Origin of the sequence: Paraburkholderia unamae (assembly GCF_003268775.1) — a bacterium.
Lineage (GTDB): Bacteria > Pseudomonadota > Gammaproteobacteria > Burkholderiales > Burkholderiaceae > Paraburkholderia > Paraburkholderia unamae.
Map to the genome: position 1 here is coordinate 96,993 of NZ_QLSU01000008.1, position 15,635 is coordinate 112,627.

The window sequence follows — 15,635 nt, forward strand, 5'->3', positions numbered from 1 at the left end:
CCCGGCGTGGCGCAATCCGCTGCGCGACGCCGCAAGCCACGACCCGTAATGAACGGTTCAGAGAAAGCCGGTGGAAATCCAGGGAATCGCCGCGATCAGCACGAGCCCCACGAACAGCGCGCACATGTAGCCGACAATCGGCCGGATGCCCGCGTCGGGATTGACCTTGCTGATCGCGCAGGCGGAGTAGTAGCCCACGCCGAACGGCGGCGAGAACAGCCCCAGTCCCATCGAAAGAATCACGACGATGGCGTAGTGGACCTCGTTCACGCCCGCCATGCGCGCAATCGGAAAGAGCAGCGGCCCGAACAGCACGATCGCCGGAATGCCTTCGAGCACGCTGCCGAGCAGCGTGAACACGACGATCGAAACCGCAAGGAATCCATACGATCCGCCCGGCATCGCGCCCATCCACTGTGCGAGATCCTGCGAGAAGCCGGATTGCGTGAGCGCCCAGGCCATTGCCGTGGCGCAGCCGATGATGAAGAGGATCGCACCCGAAAGCGTGGCGGCGTCCACGAGCATGCGGCCGAGGCGCCGCCATTCGAAGCGCCGGTAGACCAGCAAGCCGATCGTCATGGTGTAGGCGATGCCGATGGTCGATACCTCGGTGGCGGTCGCCACGCCCTCCACCACCGCGGCGCGAATCACGAACGGCAGCGCGAGCGCGGGCGCGGCGATCACGAGCATGCGGCCGATCTCGCGGCGCGAAAAACGCTGCGCGCCGCTCAGGTCCTCCTTGCGATAGCGCCACCACACCACGGTGCAGAGGATGGCGGCGAGCAACGCGGCCGGCAGCATGCCCGCGGTGAACAGCGCCGAGATCGACAGCCCCGTGACCGAGCCGATCGTGATGAGCACGATGCTCGGCGGAATGGTTTCGCTCTGCGCCCCCGTGGTGGCGAGCAACGCGACGAGATCGCCCTCGTTCGCGCCGCGCTTTTTCATCTCGGGAAACAGCACCGGCGCGATGGCGGCCATGTCCGCGACTTTCGAGCCGGAAATGCCCGAGACCAGATACATCGCGCCGATCAGCACATACGAAAGACCGCCGTGCAGGTGCCCGACCAGACCCGCGAGAAATTCGATCATCGCGCGCGCCATGCCCGTCATTTCAATCAGGAGTCCGAGGAACACGAAAAGCGGCACGGCGAGCAGCACGAGATGCGACATGCCCTCGTCCATGCGGCCGACCATCACTTCCATGGGCGTGAAGGTCGTGAGGCTCAGATAGCCGAAGGTCGCGAGCGCGAACGAGAAGCCGATGGGCACGCCGGAAAAGATCCCGATCGCCACCACGCCCACGAAGAAGATCACGAGATTGAGCTTGCCGAGCGTTTGCAGCCAGGGCGCGGCCTGCACCGCGAGCACGCCAATCGCCACGGCGAGTGCGGCCATGACGAGCACGTCGCGCGCGCGGCCCACTTGCGCGAGGCGGATCAGCCCGACGATCAGCATGAGCGCGGCGCCGATGGGCAGCGCCGCCGCGCGCCAGGCGTCGCTGATTTGCAGCGCGGGCGTGAGGATCGGCAACTCGCCCGAGGCGAAGTCATAGGCCGGTTGCAGCAGCAGCGCGAGAAACGCGATCGAGGCGCAGATCGCGAAGGTATCGACGAATGCGCGCGCTCGCGGCGAGAGCCGGCCGACGAACGCCGTCATGCGCATGTGCTCGCCGCGCCGCAGCGCGAGCACGGCGCCGAGCATGGCGAGCCACATGAAGAGAATGCCGGTCAGTTCGTCGGACCAGACAAAGGGCGCATGAAACGCATAGCGCGAGATCACGCCAGCGAGCAGCACCACGATCTCCACCGCGAGCAGCGCCGCCGCGCACACCTCCACGAGCCCGACGAGCGCCCGGTCGAACCCGCGCAGCGCGCGCCGCCATGCGCTTTTCGCGGCGCGCGCGGCCGCCGCGTCGAGGGGATCGGCGGCTTCGGCCGGGTGCAATGCCTGATCGGTCATGTTGCGGGTTCCTCGCGCCGTTTCCCGGCTCAATCGTTCCACCTTGGCGGCCTCAGGCGAGCTTGCCCACCGTCTGTTCGAGCAGGTCCCACGCCTGGTTGCCGAAGCGCCCCTTCCACTGCGCGTAGAAGCCGGCCTGGCGCAACGCCGTGCGGAACGTGTCGGGCGCCGGCTGGTTGATCGCCAGGCCCTTGCTCTTGAGGTCGGCCACGGCGGCCCCGTTGAGTTTCGCCACGTCCTCGCGCTGCTTGACGGCGGCCTGGTTGAACGCGTCGCTCGCGATACCCTGCAAGTCCTTCGGCAGGCGCTGCCACGCGCGCGGGTTGAGCACGAACCAGTAGCCGTCCCAAATGTGGTTGGTCAGCGAGCAATACTTCTGGACTTCGTACAATTTCGCCACCTGCACGATAGGCAGCGGGTTTTCCTGCGCATCGACGATATGCGTCTGTAGCGACGAATACACTTCGCTGAACTGAAGACTCGTGGGCGCGGCGCCCAGGCCCTTGAACATGTCGATGGACAGCGGGCTCACCGGCACGCGGATCTTGAGCCCCTTCATGCTCTGCGCGTTCGCGATCGGGCCGCTGCTCGTGGTGGTCTGGCGAAAGCCGTTGTCCCACATTTTCTCGAACGATTCGAGGCCGGCCTTGCGCATCGCGTCGCGCGCGAACGTGCCGAGCGAGCCGTCCATCGCCTTCCACACCTGGTCGTAGTCGCTGAACGCAAAGCCCACCGCGTTGATCGCCACCGCCGGCGCCAGCGTCGAAACCACCAGCGACGAAGGCGTGAACATCTCGATGCCGCCGCTGCGCACTTGCGCGAGCATGTCGGTGTCGCCTCCTAGCTGGTTGTTCGGGAAGATGCGGATTTCCATGCGCCCCTTCGAGGCGTCCTTGACCTGGTTGGCCGCCTCCTGCGCGCGGATGTTCAACGGATGCGTGAGCGGCAGGTTATTGCCGTACTTGAAGACGAATTCGGGAGCCGAAGCGGCGCGGACGATAGCGGGAAAGCCGAACGCGCCGGCCATCGGCGCCGCGGCGGCGGCGCGCAGCAGGGTGCGCCTCACCTGGTTGGTCATGATGACGTGTCTCCAAACAGTTTTATTGTGTGATTGATGGCTTCCCGTGGCACATCAAAAACCATCATTCCGTCCGCGCTACGCTTTGCACTATCATCCTCACATCCTTGCATGATGCAGCGGCGCGATAGCTGCAAGACTAGGTGGCGCGGCAAAAGCTGTCAAACCTCGCGCCTGATGGTTTTTGATTGATTTCCGATCGGAACGACGTCATGTCTGAAACGATTTCCCCGCTCGTCGCGCGCGCCCGCATCCCCGATGTCGCCCGCGCGGCGGGCGTCTCGACCGCCACGGTCGACCGCGTGCTCAACGGCCGCGAAGGCGTGCGCGCCAACACCGCCCAGCGCGTGCTGCAAGCGGCCGCGCAGCTCGGCTACGTGCTCGCGCAGGACGCGCCCGCCGGGCAGCCCGCCCGGCCGCTGCGCATTGCGTTCCTGCTGCCGGCGGGCACGAACCGCTACCTGCGCATGCTCGGCGACTATATCGAATTCGCTCACGAGCAATGGAGCGCGCTCGGCATGAAGTGCCGCGTGCAGTACGTGGAAAGCTTCAATCCGAACGAACTCGCGCTGCGCCTGCTGCAAGCCGGGCAGCGCTCGGAGGGCGTGGTGTTCATGGCGCTCGAGCACCCCGTGGTGCGCGACGCCGTCAACACGCTCGCCGACCAGGGCGTGCCCGCCATCACGCTGATCTCCGATCTATCCAATGCGCGCCGCCTCGCCTACGTGGGCATCGACAACCGCTCGGCCGGCCGCACGGCCGGTTTGCTGCTCGGCCGCTTCATGGGCCCGCGCCCGAGCGGCAAGATCGCGATGATCGCGGGCAGCCTCAACTATCGCGGCCACGAGGAGCGCGAGATCGGCTTTCTGCATCTCGTCGAGTCGATGTTTCCACAGGTGAGCGTGATCGGCCTGCGCGAAGGCCAGGACGACAGCGAGCGCAATTACGAGCAAACGCGCAGGCTGCTCGAACAGCATCCCGATCTGGCGGGCGTCTACAACAGCGGCGGCGGCTCGGACGGCGTGGGCCGCGCGATCGTCGAGGCGAAGGCGGAGCAGAAGATTCTCTTCATCGGGCACGGACTCACGCCCGACACGCGCGCGCTGCTCATCGACGGCACCATGGATGCGCTCATCACGCAAACGCCGCAGTCGATGGTCGGCAACTGTCTGAAGATTTTTCGCAACGTCGCCGAGCGGCGCGACCCGCTCGCCGATGTGAAGCCGATCCAGTTCAGTATCGTGCTGCGCGAGAATCTGCCCTAGCGCCCCCACGCCATTCGAGCCGCACCGGCATGCGGTTCGGCACCATCGCGAACGACGTGACCTCCTCGATCGTCGCGGGATCGGCGGCGAGCTTCACCTTGAAGTGATTCATCAGCATGGAGAGCACGAGCCGCATTTCCACCGCGGCCAGATGCCGCCCCGGACACACGCGCGGCCCCGCGCCGAACTGCACCCACGCGCGCGAGTCGTGCACGTGCTGCGCGGCAGAAGCACCGCTGCCGCGCAGCCAGCGCTCAGGATCGAAGCGGCCGGGCTGCGAGTAGTGACGCGCGTCGAGCATGGGCGGGCGCGTGAGAAAGAACATCTTCGAACCCGCGGGCAGCGCGACATCGCTCACCTGCACGTCCTCGACCGGCTCGAACGCCATGATCGCGGCCACCGGGCGCAAACGCAGCGTTTCGGTGCACACGGCTTCGAAGCGATCGAGATCCTTCATCAGGCCATAGTCGGGGCACACGGCCGCTTCGCCCAGCACCGCGCGCGCTTCGTTGGCGAGGCGCGCCTGCAACGGCTCGTCGGCGCAAAGATAGTAGAGCGACCACGCGAGCGCGTTGGCCGTGGTGTCCTCGCCCGCCAGCAGCAGCGTGAGCACGTTGGCGGCGATGATGTCGTCGGTCACGTCGGCGCCTGGCGCGTCGCGCAGAGCGAGCATCGCTTCGAGCAGATGGCGCGGCGCCTCGGCGGGGTCGTCGCGCATGCGCTCGCGCGAGCGCGCCATCATCGCGCGTATCGTGCGATGCACTTCGGCGAGCGCCCGGTCCGTGCGGCGGTCGCGCGGCAGGCGCACATAACGCCAGTACGGAAACGGCGCATTCACGCGATGCATGAGCGTCGGGAAAATCTGCGCGAGTTGCTCCTGGATCACGCCGCGCTCCTGTTCGAGCGTGCGCGGGTCCTCGCCAAACGCCAGCGCGCTCGTCACATCCACCGTGTAGCGCTTGAGGTCGTCGGTCATCTCGACCACCTCGCCGCGTTCGGCCGCGCGTTGCCAGCGCGCGTGCAGCCGCTTCGTGATGGCTTCCAGCGTGGGATAGAACGCGCGGATATGCGGCAGGGACAGCGCCTGCATCACCAGCCGGCGTTGCGGCTCCCATGCCGCGCCCTCCGCCGAGAACACGCCGTTGCAGCCGATCTCGGCAAGCACCGGTTCGAGCGCCGCATAACGCCGGTACCGGTGCGGGCGCTCGCGCATCACGCTCTGGCTCAGTTCCGCGTCGCTCCAGACCGTGACGGGCATGCCGCAGATCTGGAAGCGATACGGCGTGCCAAGCTCGGCCGCCCAGTGTTCGAGCACGCGGTGCAGCTTCGGCGCGTTCAACTGATGCAGGTTGCCAAGCAGCGGCAAGCCGCGCGGGCTCGGCAAATCATGGACCTGGCGCACCTGGCGCGGGCGCCGGGCGGTGGATGCGGCGGCGTCCATGGGGCAACGCCGCTTAGTCGAGCGACATGCCGAGTTCCGCGGCCATGCGCGCGACGAGCGCTTGCAGGCGCGCGACTTCTTCGGCAAGACGCTGCTGCTCGGCGCGCACCGCTTCGAAGTCGGCGAGCGAGACGCCCTCGCCGGCGTCCTCGCGCGCACTCGAAGCCGCGCCGCCCGCGCCCGCAAAACTCGCCACGTTCACTTCGCCGCACAGCAGATGCATCCAGCGGCTCTCGCGCTCGCCCGGCGCGCGCGGCAGCTTGATCACGAGCGGCGGCTCGCGCTCGGCCAGTTCCTCGAGAAAGCCTTCGACCGACGAGACATCGGCGAACCCATGCAGGCGCGACGAATTCAGGCGCAGCTCGGCCGCCGTCTGCGCGCCGCGCAACAACAGCACCGTGAGGAGCGCCACCGCCTGGCTCGGCACGCCGAGCACGCGGTTCAGGTTGTGCTCGAAGCGCGGCACACGGCTGCTGCTGCCTTCGAACACGAGGCTGAGCAGCTTGAGGTCCTCGATCGCGGCCAGCACGTCGGCTTCGCTCGCATTCATGACCGGGGTGCGCGCGGTCTTCTGGTTGCAGCCCAGCGTGAGCGCGTTGAGCGAGAGCGGATACGTGTCGGGCACGGTGTGCTGCTTTTCGACCAGCACGCCGACGATACGCGCCTCGAGCGGCGTGAGCGCGCGCAAGGCGCGCGGCGAGGAGGCATCGGCAGGAGAATTCATGGGCAGATCAGGCTCGCTGTGGTTCATGTTGGAATCAGGCGTTCGATCATACGCGCGCCGGGCCTGCCGCAGAAGCCAGGCGGCGCGAATCAGCCCGCCGCGATCAGCTTCAACCCGGCCGGGAGCGCCTCGCCGAACACGCGGCCCGTGTCCGCCGTATCGAGCGCCACGACTTCGCGCACCATCGTCACCCATGTGGGCGGCGCATTCGCCGACTCCAGCCTGCGCACCACGGTCTCGCGCAGCTCGGGCGGCAAATCGCGCGAGCGGTCGCCCGTCATGCGCGCGATCTGCGCGGCGGCGAACATCGCCGGTTCGACCTTCTTCCAGTCGAGCGCGAGAATCGCGTCCAGCCAACGCGCGGCGGTTTCCGGCGGCACCACGCCGTGCGCGCTGCCGTAGAACGGCTGGCGCGCGCCGATGCGGCCCACTGCCCACCACGTCTGATGATTCTCCGAAGACTTCTGGAGCCGCTGCAACAGCCGCTCGCCGATCTCGATCTTGCGCTGCGCCGCGATCTGTTCGAGCGAGGCGTAGAGCCGGATCATGTCCGGCGCGCCGAGCTTCGCGGGATCGAACGGCAGCTTGTGGCGCTTCGAGCCGGCCGCCTCTTCGAGGTACGTCATCGCCTCCAGCACCTCGTGCTGCTGCGCCTCGTTCAGGCCGCCCGCCGCGCGCCGCCAGAGCGTCCACCACTCCGACCACACCTGGCCGTCGTTCACGAACTGGATGCCGTCGTCGAACAGCGTCCAGAGCTGCTCGACACGCCATTCGTCGAGCGGATAGCCGAAACCCGGACGCAGGCTGAAGCCCGCCAGGTTCAGCCATAGCCGTTCGTGATCGGCCGAGCGGCGGCGCTTGCCCGCGCGTTCCCAGAGCACGCCGAAGAGTTCGCGCAGAAGCGGGCCGTCCCAGTTCTGGCGCGGCCCGAGCCGCTCTTCGAGATGCGCGCGCAGGCGCTTCACTTCCTTCCCGTCGACCTTCGCGGAGCGCGCGCCGAACACGCGCTCGATCGCTTCGATGGCGTCGCCCAGGCCCGCGTGGTTCGCGGCGCCGCCCGCCGCGTCGCCCTCGTGCTCCGCGCGGCGCAGCGCGAATTCGAGCAGCCAGCGCTGCGAGGCGTCGTCGGTGGCGATGCAGTGCATCTCCAGCGTGCCCACTTCGGTCAGCGCGGTCGTGAGCTTGACAGGGCGCTCTCGCGCCGTTTTCGCAGCACCGCCGTCGCTCGCGGGCACCACCGTCGCGAGCGGCGGCAGGCGCACGAAGTCGCCCGCCGCGAGATCGGCCAGCTCGCCCGGCGCCCATGCGGTGTCGGCCACCGTCGACGCCAGGTGGAACTGCACCGGCTGGCCGAGCTGCAATGCGAACGTGCGGTCGTCCAGATGCAGTTCGTGCCCTTCCTCCGTGCCGCGCGGCAGCACGCACACGCCGCGTGGCGCATCGCTCGCGGCTTCGTCGAGCACGAGAAAGTAGCTGCGCGGCGAGCCGCCGCCAATGCGCGGCGCGTGGCCCGCGCGCGCGAGCGCGTAGGCGACCGCGCCGCGCGCGACGGCCACGTCGGGTTGATCGTTTTGCAGCACATTGAGCGCCTCGCCGCGCCACGCGCCGAGCGTATCCGCGAGGCGCTGCGAGAGCGCCTGCGCGCGGAATACGCCGCCGTTGAGCAGCAGGGCGTCAGGCACCGGCAGCGCGCCGCTTGCCTCGCCGCCCAACGCCTCGCGCGACTGCGCCGCGAAGCGTTGCAGGAAGGCCGCGATATGGCGTGTGATGGCCGGATCGGCGGCATAGGGCAAGCCGAACTCCACGATCGCCGCGCGCGAGCGGCGCGGCAGGTCGCCCGCGCCGCCCATCGGGAAGAAACCGTCCACCACGATCTGCGCGACTTCGTCGCGGCCGAGCTGCGTGGTGCGCGCGCCGCCCACGAGCCGCGCGCCCGCGCCGAGCAGCGTGATGGGCACGGACTCGGGCGCATTGGCGTCGAGCAGTTGCTCCTTCGCCACCCGGCAGCGTTCCACGAGTTGTGAAAGGCTCGCCGCGCTCAAGCGGGTTTGCGCGCTCGCGAGCCGGCTTTCGGCCAGATGCGCGAGCGCGAGGTCCATGTTGTCGCCGCCCAGCATCAGATGGTTGCCCACGCCAATGCGCGCGAGCTGTGGCTCGCCGTTCTCGAACCCCACCTTGATGAGCGTGAGGTCGGTCGTGCCGCCGCCCACGTCGCACACCAGCACGAGGCGCGACGCGCCCAGCTGCGCATCGAGCGTCGCGCGATGGTGATACAGCCAGTCGTAGAACGCGGCTTGCGGCTCTTCGAGCAGGCGCAGCGCAGGCAGTTTCGCGAGCCGCGCCGCTTCGAGCGTAAGCGCGCGCGCGCCGTCGTCGAACGAGGCGGGCACGGTGAGCACCACGTCCTGAGCTTCGAGCGGCGCGTGCGGGAATCGATGGTTCCACGCGGCGCGCACGTGAGCGAGATAGCTCGCGCTCGCGGCCACCGGCGAAACCTTGGCGACGTCGTCGGGCGCGCCCCACGGCAGGATGGGCGCGAGACGGTCCACCGCCGCGTGCGAGAGCCAGCTTTTCGCGCTCGCCACGAGCCGGCCCGGCACCTGCGCGCCGAGCGTGCGCGCGAGACGGCCGATCACGGCGCCATCGTCCGGCGCAGGCGCGCTCCACGGCAAGCGCAGATCGCCGGCGGCGAGTTCGCCCGCCGCCGGGTGATAGCGCGCGGAAGGCAGCATCTTCTCCGCGCCCACTTCGCCGAGCGCGGTGAGCTGCTCGACGTCGAACACGCGAATGGCGTCGCCGCCATGCTCGACGTACGCCACGACCGTGTTGCTCGTCCCCAGGTCGATGCCGACGACGTATTGCTTCATCGGGCTCAGTCGCTTGCCGTGCCGCGCACGTCGAACTCGACCTTCCAGCGCTCGTTCGTGCCGCTCGGCATGGCTTCGAGCTCCAGCGTGCCCGCTTCCGTCACGCGCGCGTGCAGCTTCACGGGCACGACTTCGCCAGGCGTGCGGCCTTCGGTGGGCAGCGTGGCCTGGATTTCCTCAAGCTCTTGCAGTTCTTCCGCCGACCAGTAATCGAGCATCGTGCCGACCTGGTCCTGACGCCGCACCGACGAACCGAAGAACCGGAAATGCACCGGCTCGCCCACCACGAGGCCGAACTCCTGCGGCGGCAACGCCGCATCGGTGCCCTCTTCCATGCCGAAGGGCGCGACGCACAGCGCCGACACCGGCGGCTCCAGCCCAGGCACCGCCGGCATGGCCGACTCGACCGCCACGTAGTACGCGCGCGCCGTGCCGCCGCGAATGCGCACGCCCTTGCCGCGCTTCACGTAGCCGTAATAGGCCGCGCCGCGCGCCACCGCGAGGTCGAGGTCCGCGCCGCCCAGCAAACGCGCGGGCGCGGCGCCCTCGGCCGCGAGCCAGCCGCCCAGGATATCGAGCACGCGTTGCGAGAGCAGCGGCGACTTGAACACGCCGCCGTTGAAGAGGACCGCCGTGGGATGCAGGAAGGTCGCGCCTTCGGGCGGCGCGCCAAAGCCTTCGAGTTCGGCGAGCGCCTGCACCTGGCGGCCGAGGAAGGCCGCGAGATGGCGCGTGACGCCCGCGTCCTGCGCGTACGGCAGGCCGAGCTGCGTGAGACCCACGCGCGTGCGCACGGCGGGACGCGCGGCGGCGTCCACCTGCGGGAAGAAGCCTTCGAGGATGATCTGCGTGAGTTCGGCGCGCGTGAGTTCCGTACGGATCGACCCGCCGATCAACTTCGAGCCGCGGCTCGGCACGACGAGCGGCACCGTATCGACCGAAGCGTCGCTCAGCAGGGTTTCCTTGGCCGAGCGGCACGCGTAGGTCAGCGCGCGCAATTGCCACGGATCGGCTTGCGTGCCCTGGGCCGCGAGCTTGCGCGCGACCACGTGTGCGAGCGCGAGATCCATGTTGTCGCCGCCGAGCAGGATGTGCTCGCCCACGGCCACGCGGTGCAGTTCGAGATTGCCCTCGCGCTCGACCACGGCGATCAGCGAAAGGTCGGTCGTGCCGCCGCCCACGTCGACGACCAGAATGATGTCGCCGACCTTCACTTCCTTGCGCCACGCGCCGCCGCTCTTCTGGATCCAGCTATAGAGCGCCGCCTGCGGCTCCTCCAGCAGCGTCATGTTGACGTAGCCCGCGGCCTGCGCGGCTTCGGCCGTCAGCTCGCGCGCGGCCGGGTCGAACGAGGCCGGGATCGTGACGGTGATTTCCTGGTCGACGAACGGCGCTTCGGGATGCGCGTGGTCCCACGCCTCGCGCAGGTGCGTGAGATAGCGCACCGAGCTTTCGAGCGGCGAGACGCGCTCGACTTCCGGCGGCGCGTCGTTCGGGAGGATCGCCGCGCGGCGGTCCACGCCGGGGTGGCACAGCCAGCTTTTCGCGCTGGAGACGAGGCGAATGGGCGTGCCCGCGCCACGGCTGCGCGCGAGTTCGCCCACGGCGTAGTCGCGCGTGGTGGTCCACGGCAGCGTGAGGTCGCCCGGCGTCAGCTCGCCCGAGTGCGGCAGGTAGAGAAACGAAGGCAGCAGGTCGGGCGACTCCAGCGTGCCGGGCGCCGTGAGTTGCGTGACGTTCAGCACGCCCTGCTGGGTCTTTTCGCCGTCACTGGCGGCGAGGTCGACGTAGGACAGTGCGCAGTGCGTCGTACCGAGGTCGACGCCAATCGAATATCGCGAATCGCTCACAGCTCCACCTCCGCGGGCGCGATGATGCGCGCGTCGTGCGTCTTGACGAGTTGCGGCAGCTTGACCTCCTCGACGCGCCAGCCGCGATGCGTGAGGCTGCCGCTGAACGGCGCCTCGCCCACCACGTTGCCGGTGAGGCGCACGGCGGCGGCGTCAAAGCCCGCCGGCAGCGTCACGCGCGAGCCTTCGGACTCGCTGCGCACCGGGCGGATCGCGAAGTGGTCGCGCAGCGTGGCGCGGCAGCCTTCGTGGACGATGCGGGCGGCGGCGCCGATCTCGGCGTCGGCGTAACCGGCGATGTCTTCCTCGACGAAATCGACAAAGCGCGCGTTGCGCTGGAGCAGGCCGAGCAGCTGGAGCGCGGCGTCGGGCGTGGCTTCCTTGATAACGGTGGGCGCGGGAGCCGGCGCGGGCGGTGCCACGGGCGCGGCGGCCGGTGCGGGCGTGGCCACCGGCGCGGCGGCGGGCGCGGGCGTAAAGCCCCCCTCACGCAAGCGGCGCACGTTGGCGGCGAGCTCGCCGTCGCCGAGGATCGCGAAGAACGATCCCAGCGCGACCGAAAGGCGGCCGAAGAAAGACAGATTCGATTCGGGCATAAAGACGACTCCAATATCGCTTGAGGCTCGCAGACAAGGCGAGCCGGCCTGCCGGGCTCGCGACGAGGCCCGATCGATGCCTGGAAGGAGGCGGCCGGCAGGGAAAACTCGAGCCCGGCGCGGGCTCAAAACCCGTATTTTGCCTTGTCGCGGGCTGGATCCGGTCAAAAAGCGGGATTGAACGGGGGATTGGCGCGCGCGGCGTGGCGATTCGGAGCCCACGCGAGGCCCCGCGCGGGGCCGCCGGCGCGGGGCGCAGGGTATAAAAAATGGGGTTTGATTAGCGGCTTGCGTGCGCGCGAAGCCGCGAGCGGCCGGGCCGGAACCGCGTCCCGCAGCCGCTCAGGCCGCTTTGGGCCTTTCCCGTTCAGGGAAAGATCGGCGAGGTCGCCTCGGCGCCTTCCACGTCGGCGCGCGGAATGTGCTGCGCGATGCTCTCCTCGATCTCCGCTTCGCGCGAGCCGGGCACGTCGGCCATCACCAGCAACTGGCCGTCGCCGATCGCCCCGCGAAAGCGCGCGAGGCGCGTGTTGGGTTCGTCCACGCCGATCATCGCGGCCGTCCACGCGCCGAACACCGCACCCGCCAGGGTCAGCAGGACGACCGTGCCGCCCGCGATGTCGAGATTGGCGGGCGGGAACGCCAGCGCCACGAGACCGACAAGCGCACCGGTCACGCCGCCGAACGTCACGCCGCGCTCCAGTGCGCGCACTACGTCGCTGCGCTGCAACAACGACGCTTCGGGCAAGCGTTCGAGCCCCACGCTGTGATTGGCCAGCACATGGATATGCCGCCACGTGATGCGCGCGCGCAGGAGGTCGTCAACGATCGCCTGCGCCGTGGTCGTGTCGGGAGCGAGAAAATAGAGGCGTCTCATAACGGCCCTCCCTTGAGTCATGCGGTCATCTACTACCGCGCGATTCCACCAATCCTACGCCTGACTTCCCTTCAACGCGACTGCTCCGGATCGGGCCCATCGACGCGTTGCTCGTTTCATTCTTTTGCATTTCGATGCGGGTCTGCACGTGGAGATCCGCCTTTCGACAAACGCAGCGCCGCCGATAAATCACGAGCGCTTGCGACGCATCAATCGATCGACTTGCAATTACCGCAAACGCGCCTGGCGCGCGAGTCGCCATCCGACTTCGCCCAAGAAAAAATCCCATGAAAACAGGGATTTTCCGCCACGCATCGCCCTTATCTCGATAACGCGGCGCGACCGATGCGCGCTATCCAATTCCCCTACCATCGCGCCGATCCGGCGATCGCCGGCCGGACGCGCGTCGCCACGCGCCTGCCGCGCCGCCTCCCGATACCCGAAAACAACGCAGAGGGAAACCGACCATGTCCAACGAACAGGAACCCCGCCGTCAATTCCTGCGGCGCATGCTCGCCGCGGTCCCCACCGCTTCGCTGGCGACCGGCGCGGCGTTCTCGCAGTCGGCCTGCAAACCCGCCGCGCCGCCCGCCTCCGAGCCGAAGCCCTACCAGCCCGACTATTTCACTGCCGACGAGTGGCGCTTTCTCGAAGCCGCCGTCGATCGCCTGATTCCCGCCGACCGCCTCGGCCCTGGCGCACGCGAGGCGGGCGTGCCCGAATTCATCGACCGCCAGATGGAGACGCCCTGGGGCCACGGCAAGCTCTGGTACATGCAGGGGCCGTTCCACGTGAGCGAAGCGCCGGAACTGGGCTACCAGATGAACCTCGCGCCACGCGATCTGTACCGCCACGGCATCAAGGCCTGCGACGACTGGTGCCGTGCGCACCACGGCGGAAAATCATTCGCAGAGCTTACGACTGCCGATCAGGACGCGCTGCTCGGTGAAATGGAGCACGGCAAGGCGCATTTCGATACCGTTGCGGCCGCCACGTTTTTCAGCTTCCTGCTCGCCAACACGAAGGAAGGCTTTTTCGCCGATCCGCTTTACGGCGGCAACAAGGCCATGGCGGGCTGGAAGACGATCGGCTTTCCCGGCGCGCGCGCCGACTTCGCCGACTGGCTCGACCAGCCCGGCGCGAAGTATCCCTATGGCCCGGTTTCTATCGACGGAAGCAGAGGTTGAGCGATGACCATCACGATGAAAAAAACCGATTGCGTGATCGTGGGGTTCGGCTGGACCGGCGCGATTCTCGCGCAGGAACTCACGGCCGCGGGGCTCCATGTCGTCGCGCTCGAACGCGGCGCGGTGCGCGACACGCCCACCGACGCGAAGTATCCCCAGGTCATCGACGAACTCAAGTACGCCGTGCGCGGCAAGCTGTTCCAGGACCTCTCGCGCGAAACCGTCACGATCCGCCATAACCCGAACGGCCTCGCGGTGCCCTACCGCCAGCAAGGCTCGTTTTTGCTCGGCAACGGAGTGGGCGGCGCGGGCTTCCACTGGAACGGCATGCACTACCGCGTCTTGCCCGAAGAGTTGCAGTTGCGCACCAGCTACGAAACGCGCTATGGCAAGCGCTTCATTCCGGCGGGCATGCAGGTGCAGGACTTCGGCGTGACCTACGATGAACTGGAGCCGCATTTCGATTTCGCCGAGAAGGTGTTCGGCACGTCGGGCAAGGCCGGCAACCTGGGCGGCGAGCTCCAGAGCGGCGGCAACCCGCTCGAAGGCAAGCGCAGCAGCGAGTACCCCACGCCGCCGCTGAAGAACACGCCCGGCGCGCAACTCTTCGAAATGGCCGCGCGCGAAGCGGGTTTCAACCCCTACCCCGCGCCCGCCGCCAATGCTTCGCAGGCCTATACGAACCCCTACGGCGTGCGCCTCGGGCCGTGCAACTTCTGCGGCTTCTGCGAAGACTTCGGCTGCTACATGTATGCGAAGGCTTCGCCGCAAACCACCATCCTCCCCGTGCTGCTCAAGAAGCCGAACTTCGAGCTGCGCGCGAATGCCTACGTGACGAAGGTGCTGCTCGACGGCAGCGGCAAGCGCGCCACGGGCGTGCGCTACGTCGACGCCCAGGGCCGGGAAGTCGACCAGCCCGCCGACCTCGTGATCGTCGCCGCGTTCCAGATGCACAACGTGCGCCTGCTGCTGCTTTCGGGCATCGGCAAGCCTTACGACCCGAAGAGCGGCGAAGGCGTGGTGGGCCGCAACTACGCCTACCAGATGAACGGCGCGATCAACGTGCTGCTGCCCAAAGGCACGCTGCTCAACCCGTTCATTGGCTCGGGCGCGGGCGGCGTGGCCATGGACGACCTCAACGGCGACCAGTTCGACCACGGCGCGCTCGGTTTTCTGGGCGGCGCGAGCGTGCGGCACGTGCGCACCGGCGGCCGCCCGATCGGCCAGGCCGCCGCCGTGCCCGGCACGCCCGCGTGGGGCGGCCAATGGAAGGCAGGCGTGGCCGACGCCTACCAGCGCTACCTGAGCATCGGCATTTCGGGTTCGGTGATGCCCTATCGCGACGCCTGCCTCGACCTCGACCCGACCTACCGCGACGCGCTCGGGCTCCCGCTTCTGCGCATGACCTTCGACTGGCACGAGAACGAATACCGCATGCTGGATCACGTAGGCACACGCGTGGAGGAAATCGCCCGGGCAATGCCGCACGAGGCGTACTACCGCGCGATCCGCAAGCCGGGCGAGCACTACGACACGCGGCTCTACCAGTCGACGCACACGACAGGCGGTGCGGTGATGGGCGAGTCGCCACGCACGAGCGTGGTCAACAAGTACCTGCAAAGCTGGGACGTGCCCAACGTGTTCGTGATGGGCGCATCGGCGTTTCCGCAGAACATGGGCTACAACCCCACCGGCCTCGTCGCGGCGCTCGCCTGGCACACGGCCAAGGCGATCCGCGAGCAATACCTGAAGCAGCCCGGCCCACTGGTCCAGGCATGACAATGAAAT

11 protein-coding genes are annotated in these 15,635 nt (G+C 68.3%); 3 read left to right on the forward strand and 8 right to left on the reverse strand.

Annotated elements, in window-relative coordinates:
* Nucleotides 1-57: 57 nt before the first annotated feature.
* Together C7401_RS15165 and C7401_RS15170 are read right to left on the reverse strand one after the other, a co-directional pair.
* Nucleotides 58-1,962 carry a TRAP transporter large permease gene (locus C7401_RS15165; RefSeq protein ID WP_112172207.1) on the reverse strand — a complete coding sequence of 635 codons (1,905 nt, stop codon included), beginning with the start codon at nucleotides 1,960-1,962 and terminating at the stop codon, nucleotides 58-60.
* Nucleotides 1,963-2,014: 52 nt separating this feature from the next.
* Nucleotides 2,015-3,040, reverse strand: a complete 1,026-nt coding sequence (locus tag C7401_RS15170) for a TRAP transporter substrate-binding protein (RefSeq protein ID WP_112172208.1) — start codon at nucleotides 3,038-3,040, stop codon at nucleotides 2,015-2,017.
* A 212-nt stretch (nucleotides 3,041-3,252) separates the two neighbouring features.
* On the opposite strand from C7401_RS15170, the gene C7401_RS15175 reads away from it, so the two are divergent.
* A complete protein-coding gene (locus tag C7401_RS15175) occupies nucleotides 3,253-4,305 on the forward strand; it encodes a LacI family DNA-binding transcriptional regulator (protein WP_112172209.1) in 1,053 nt (350 codons plus the stop codon).
* On the opposite strand, the gene C7401_RS15180 is transcribed toward C7401_RS15175, so the two are convergent.
* The 6 genes from C7401_RS15180 to C7401_RS15205 all read right to left on the reverse strand — a co-directional run bounded on the left by C7401_RS15180 (nucleotide 4,274) and on the right by C7401_RS15205 (nucleotide 12,660).
* Entirely contained in the window at nucleotides 4,274-5,746 is a 1,473-nt protein-coding gene (locus C7401_RS15180) for a cytochrome P450 (protein ID WP_112172210.1), read from the reverse strand. The two genes, C7401_RS15175 and C7401_RS15180, sit on opposite strands and share 32 nt — an antisense overlap.
* Before the next feature lie 13 nt (nucleotides 5,747-5,759).
* Nucleotides 5,760-6,470 (reverse strand): YceH family protein, encoded by a 711-nt coding sequence (locus C7401_RS15185; RefSeq protein ID WP_112172405.1) that lies wholly within the window; start codon nucleotides 6,468-6,470, stop codon nucleotides 5,760-5,762.
* Nucleotides 6,471-6,559: 89 nt separating this feature from the next.
* Nucleotides 6,560-9,337: an Hsp70 family protein gene (locus C7401_RS15190; RefSeq protein ID WP_112172211.1), complete on the reverse strand. Its 2,778-nt coding sequence runs from the start codon at nucleotides 9,335-9,337 to the stop codon at nucleotides 6,560-6,562.
* 5 nt (nucleotides 9,338-9,342) lie between these two features.
* Nucleotides 9,343-11,187 carry an Hsp70 family protein gene (locus tag C7401_RS15195; protein ID WP_112172212.1) on the reverse strand — a complete coding sequence of 615 codons (1,845 nt, stop codon included), beginning with the start codon at nucleotides 11,185-11,187 and terminating at the stop codon, nucleotides 9,343-9,345.
* The gene (locus C7401_RS15200) at nucleotides 11,184-11,783 is read right to left on the reverse strand and encodes a DUF2760 domain-containing protein (protein ID WP_112172213.1); all 600 of its coding nucleotides are present in this window, start codon (nucleotides 11,781-11,783) and stop codon (nucleotides 11,184-11,186) included. The genes C7401_RS15195 and C7401_RS15200 overlap by 4 nt, the downstream gene beginning before the upstream one ends.
* A gap of 367 nt (nucleotides 11,784-12,150) precedes the next feature.
* Nucleotides 12,151-12,660 (reverse strand): DUF1269 domain-containing protein, encoded by a 510-nt coding sequence (locus C7401_RS15205; RefSeq protein ID WP_112172214.1) that lies wholly within the window; start codon nucleotides 12,658-12,660, stop codon nucleotides 12,151-12,153.
* Nucleotides 12,661-13,127: 467 nt separating this feature from the next.
* Between C7401_RS15205 and C7401_RS15210 the strand changes: the two genes are divergently transcribed.
* Nucleotides 13,128-13,847, forward strand: coding sequence for a gluconate 2-dehydrogenase subunit 3 family protein (locus C7401_RS15210; protein WP_112172215.1), 720 nt, complete (start codon nucleotides 13,128-13,130; stop codon nucleotides 13,845-13,847).
* 15 nt (nucleotides 13,848-13,862) lie between these two features.
* Nucleotides 13,863-15,626, forward strand: a complete 1,764-nt coding sequence (locus C7401_RS15215; protein WP_258397077.1) for a GMC family oxidoreductase — start codon at nucleotides 13,863-13,865, stop codon at nucleotides 15,624-15,626.
* The last annotated feature ends 9 nt before the right edge of the window (nucleotides 15,627-15,635 follow it).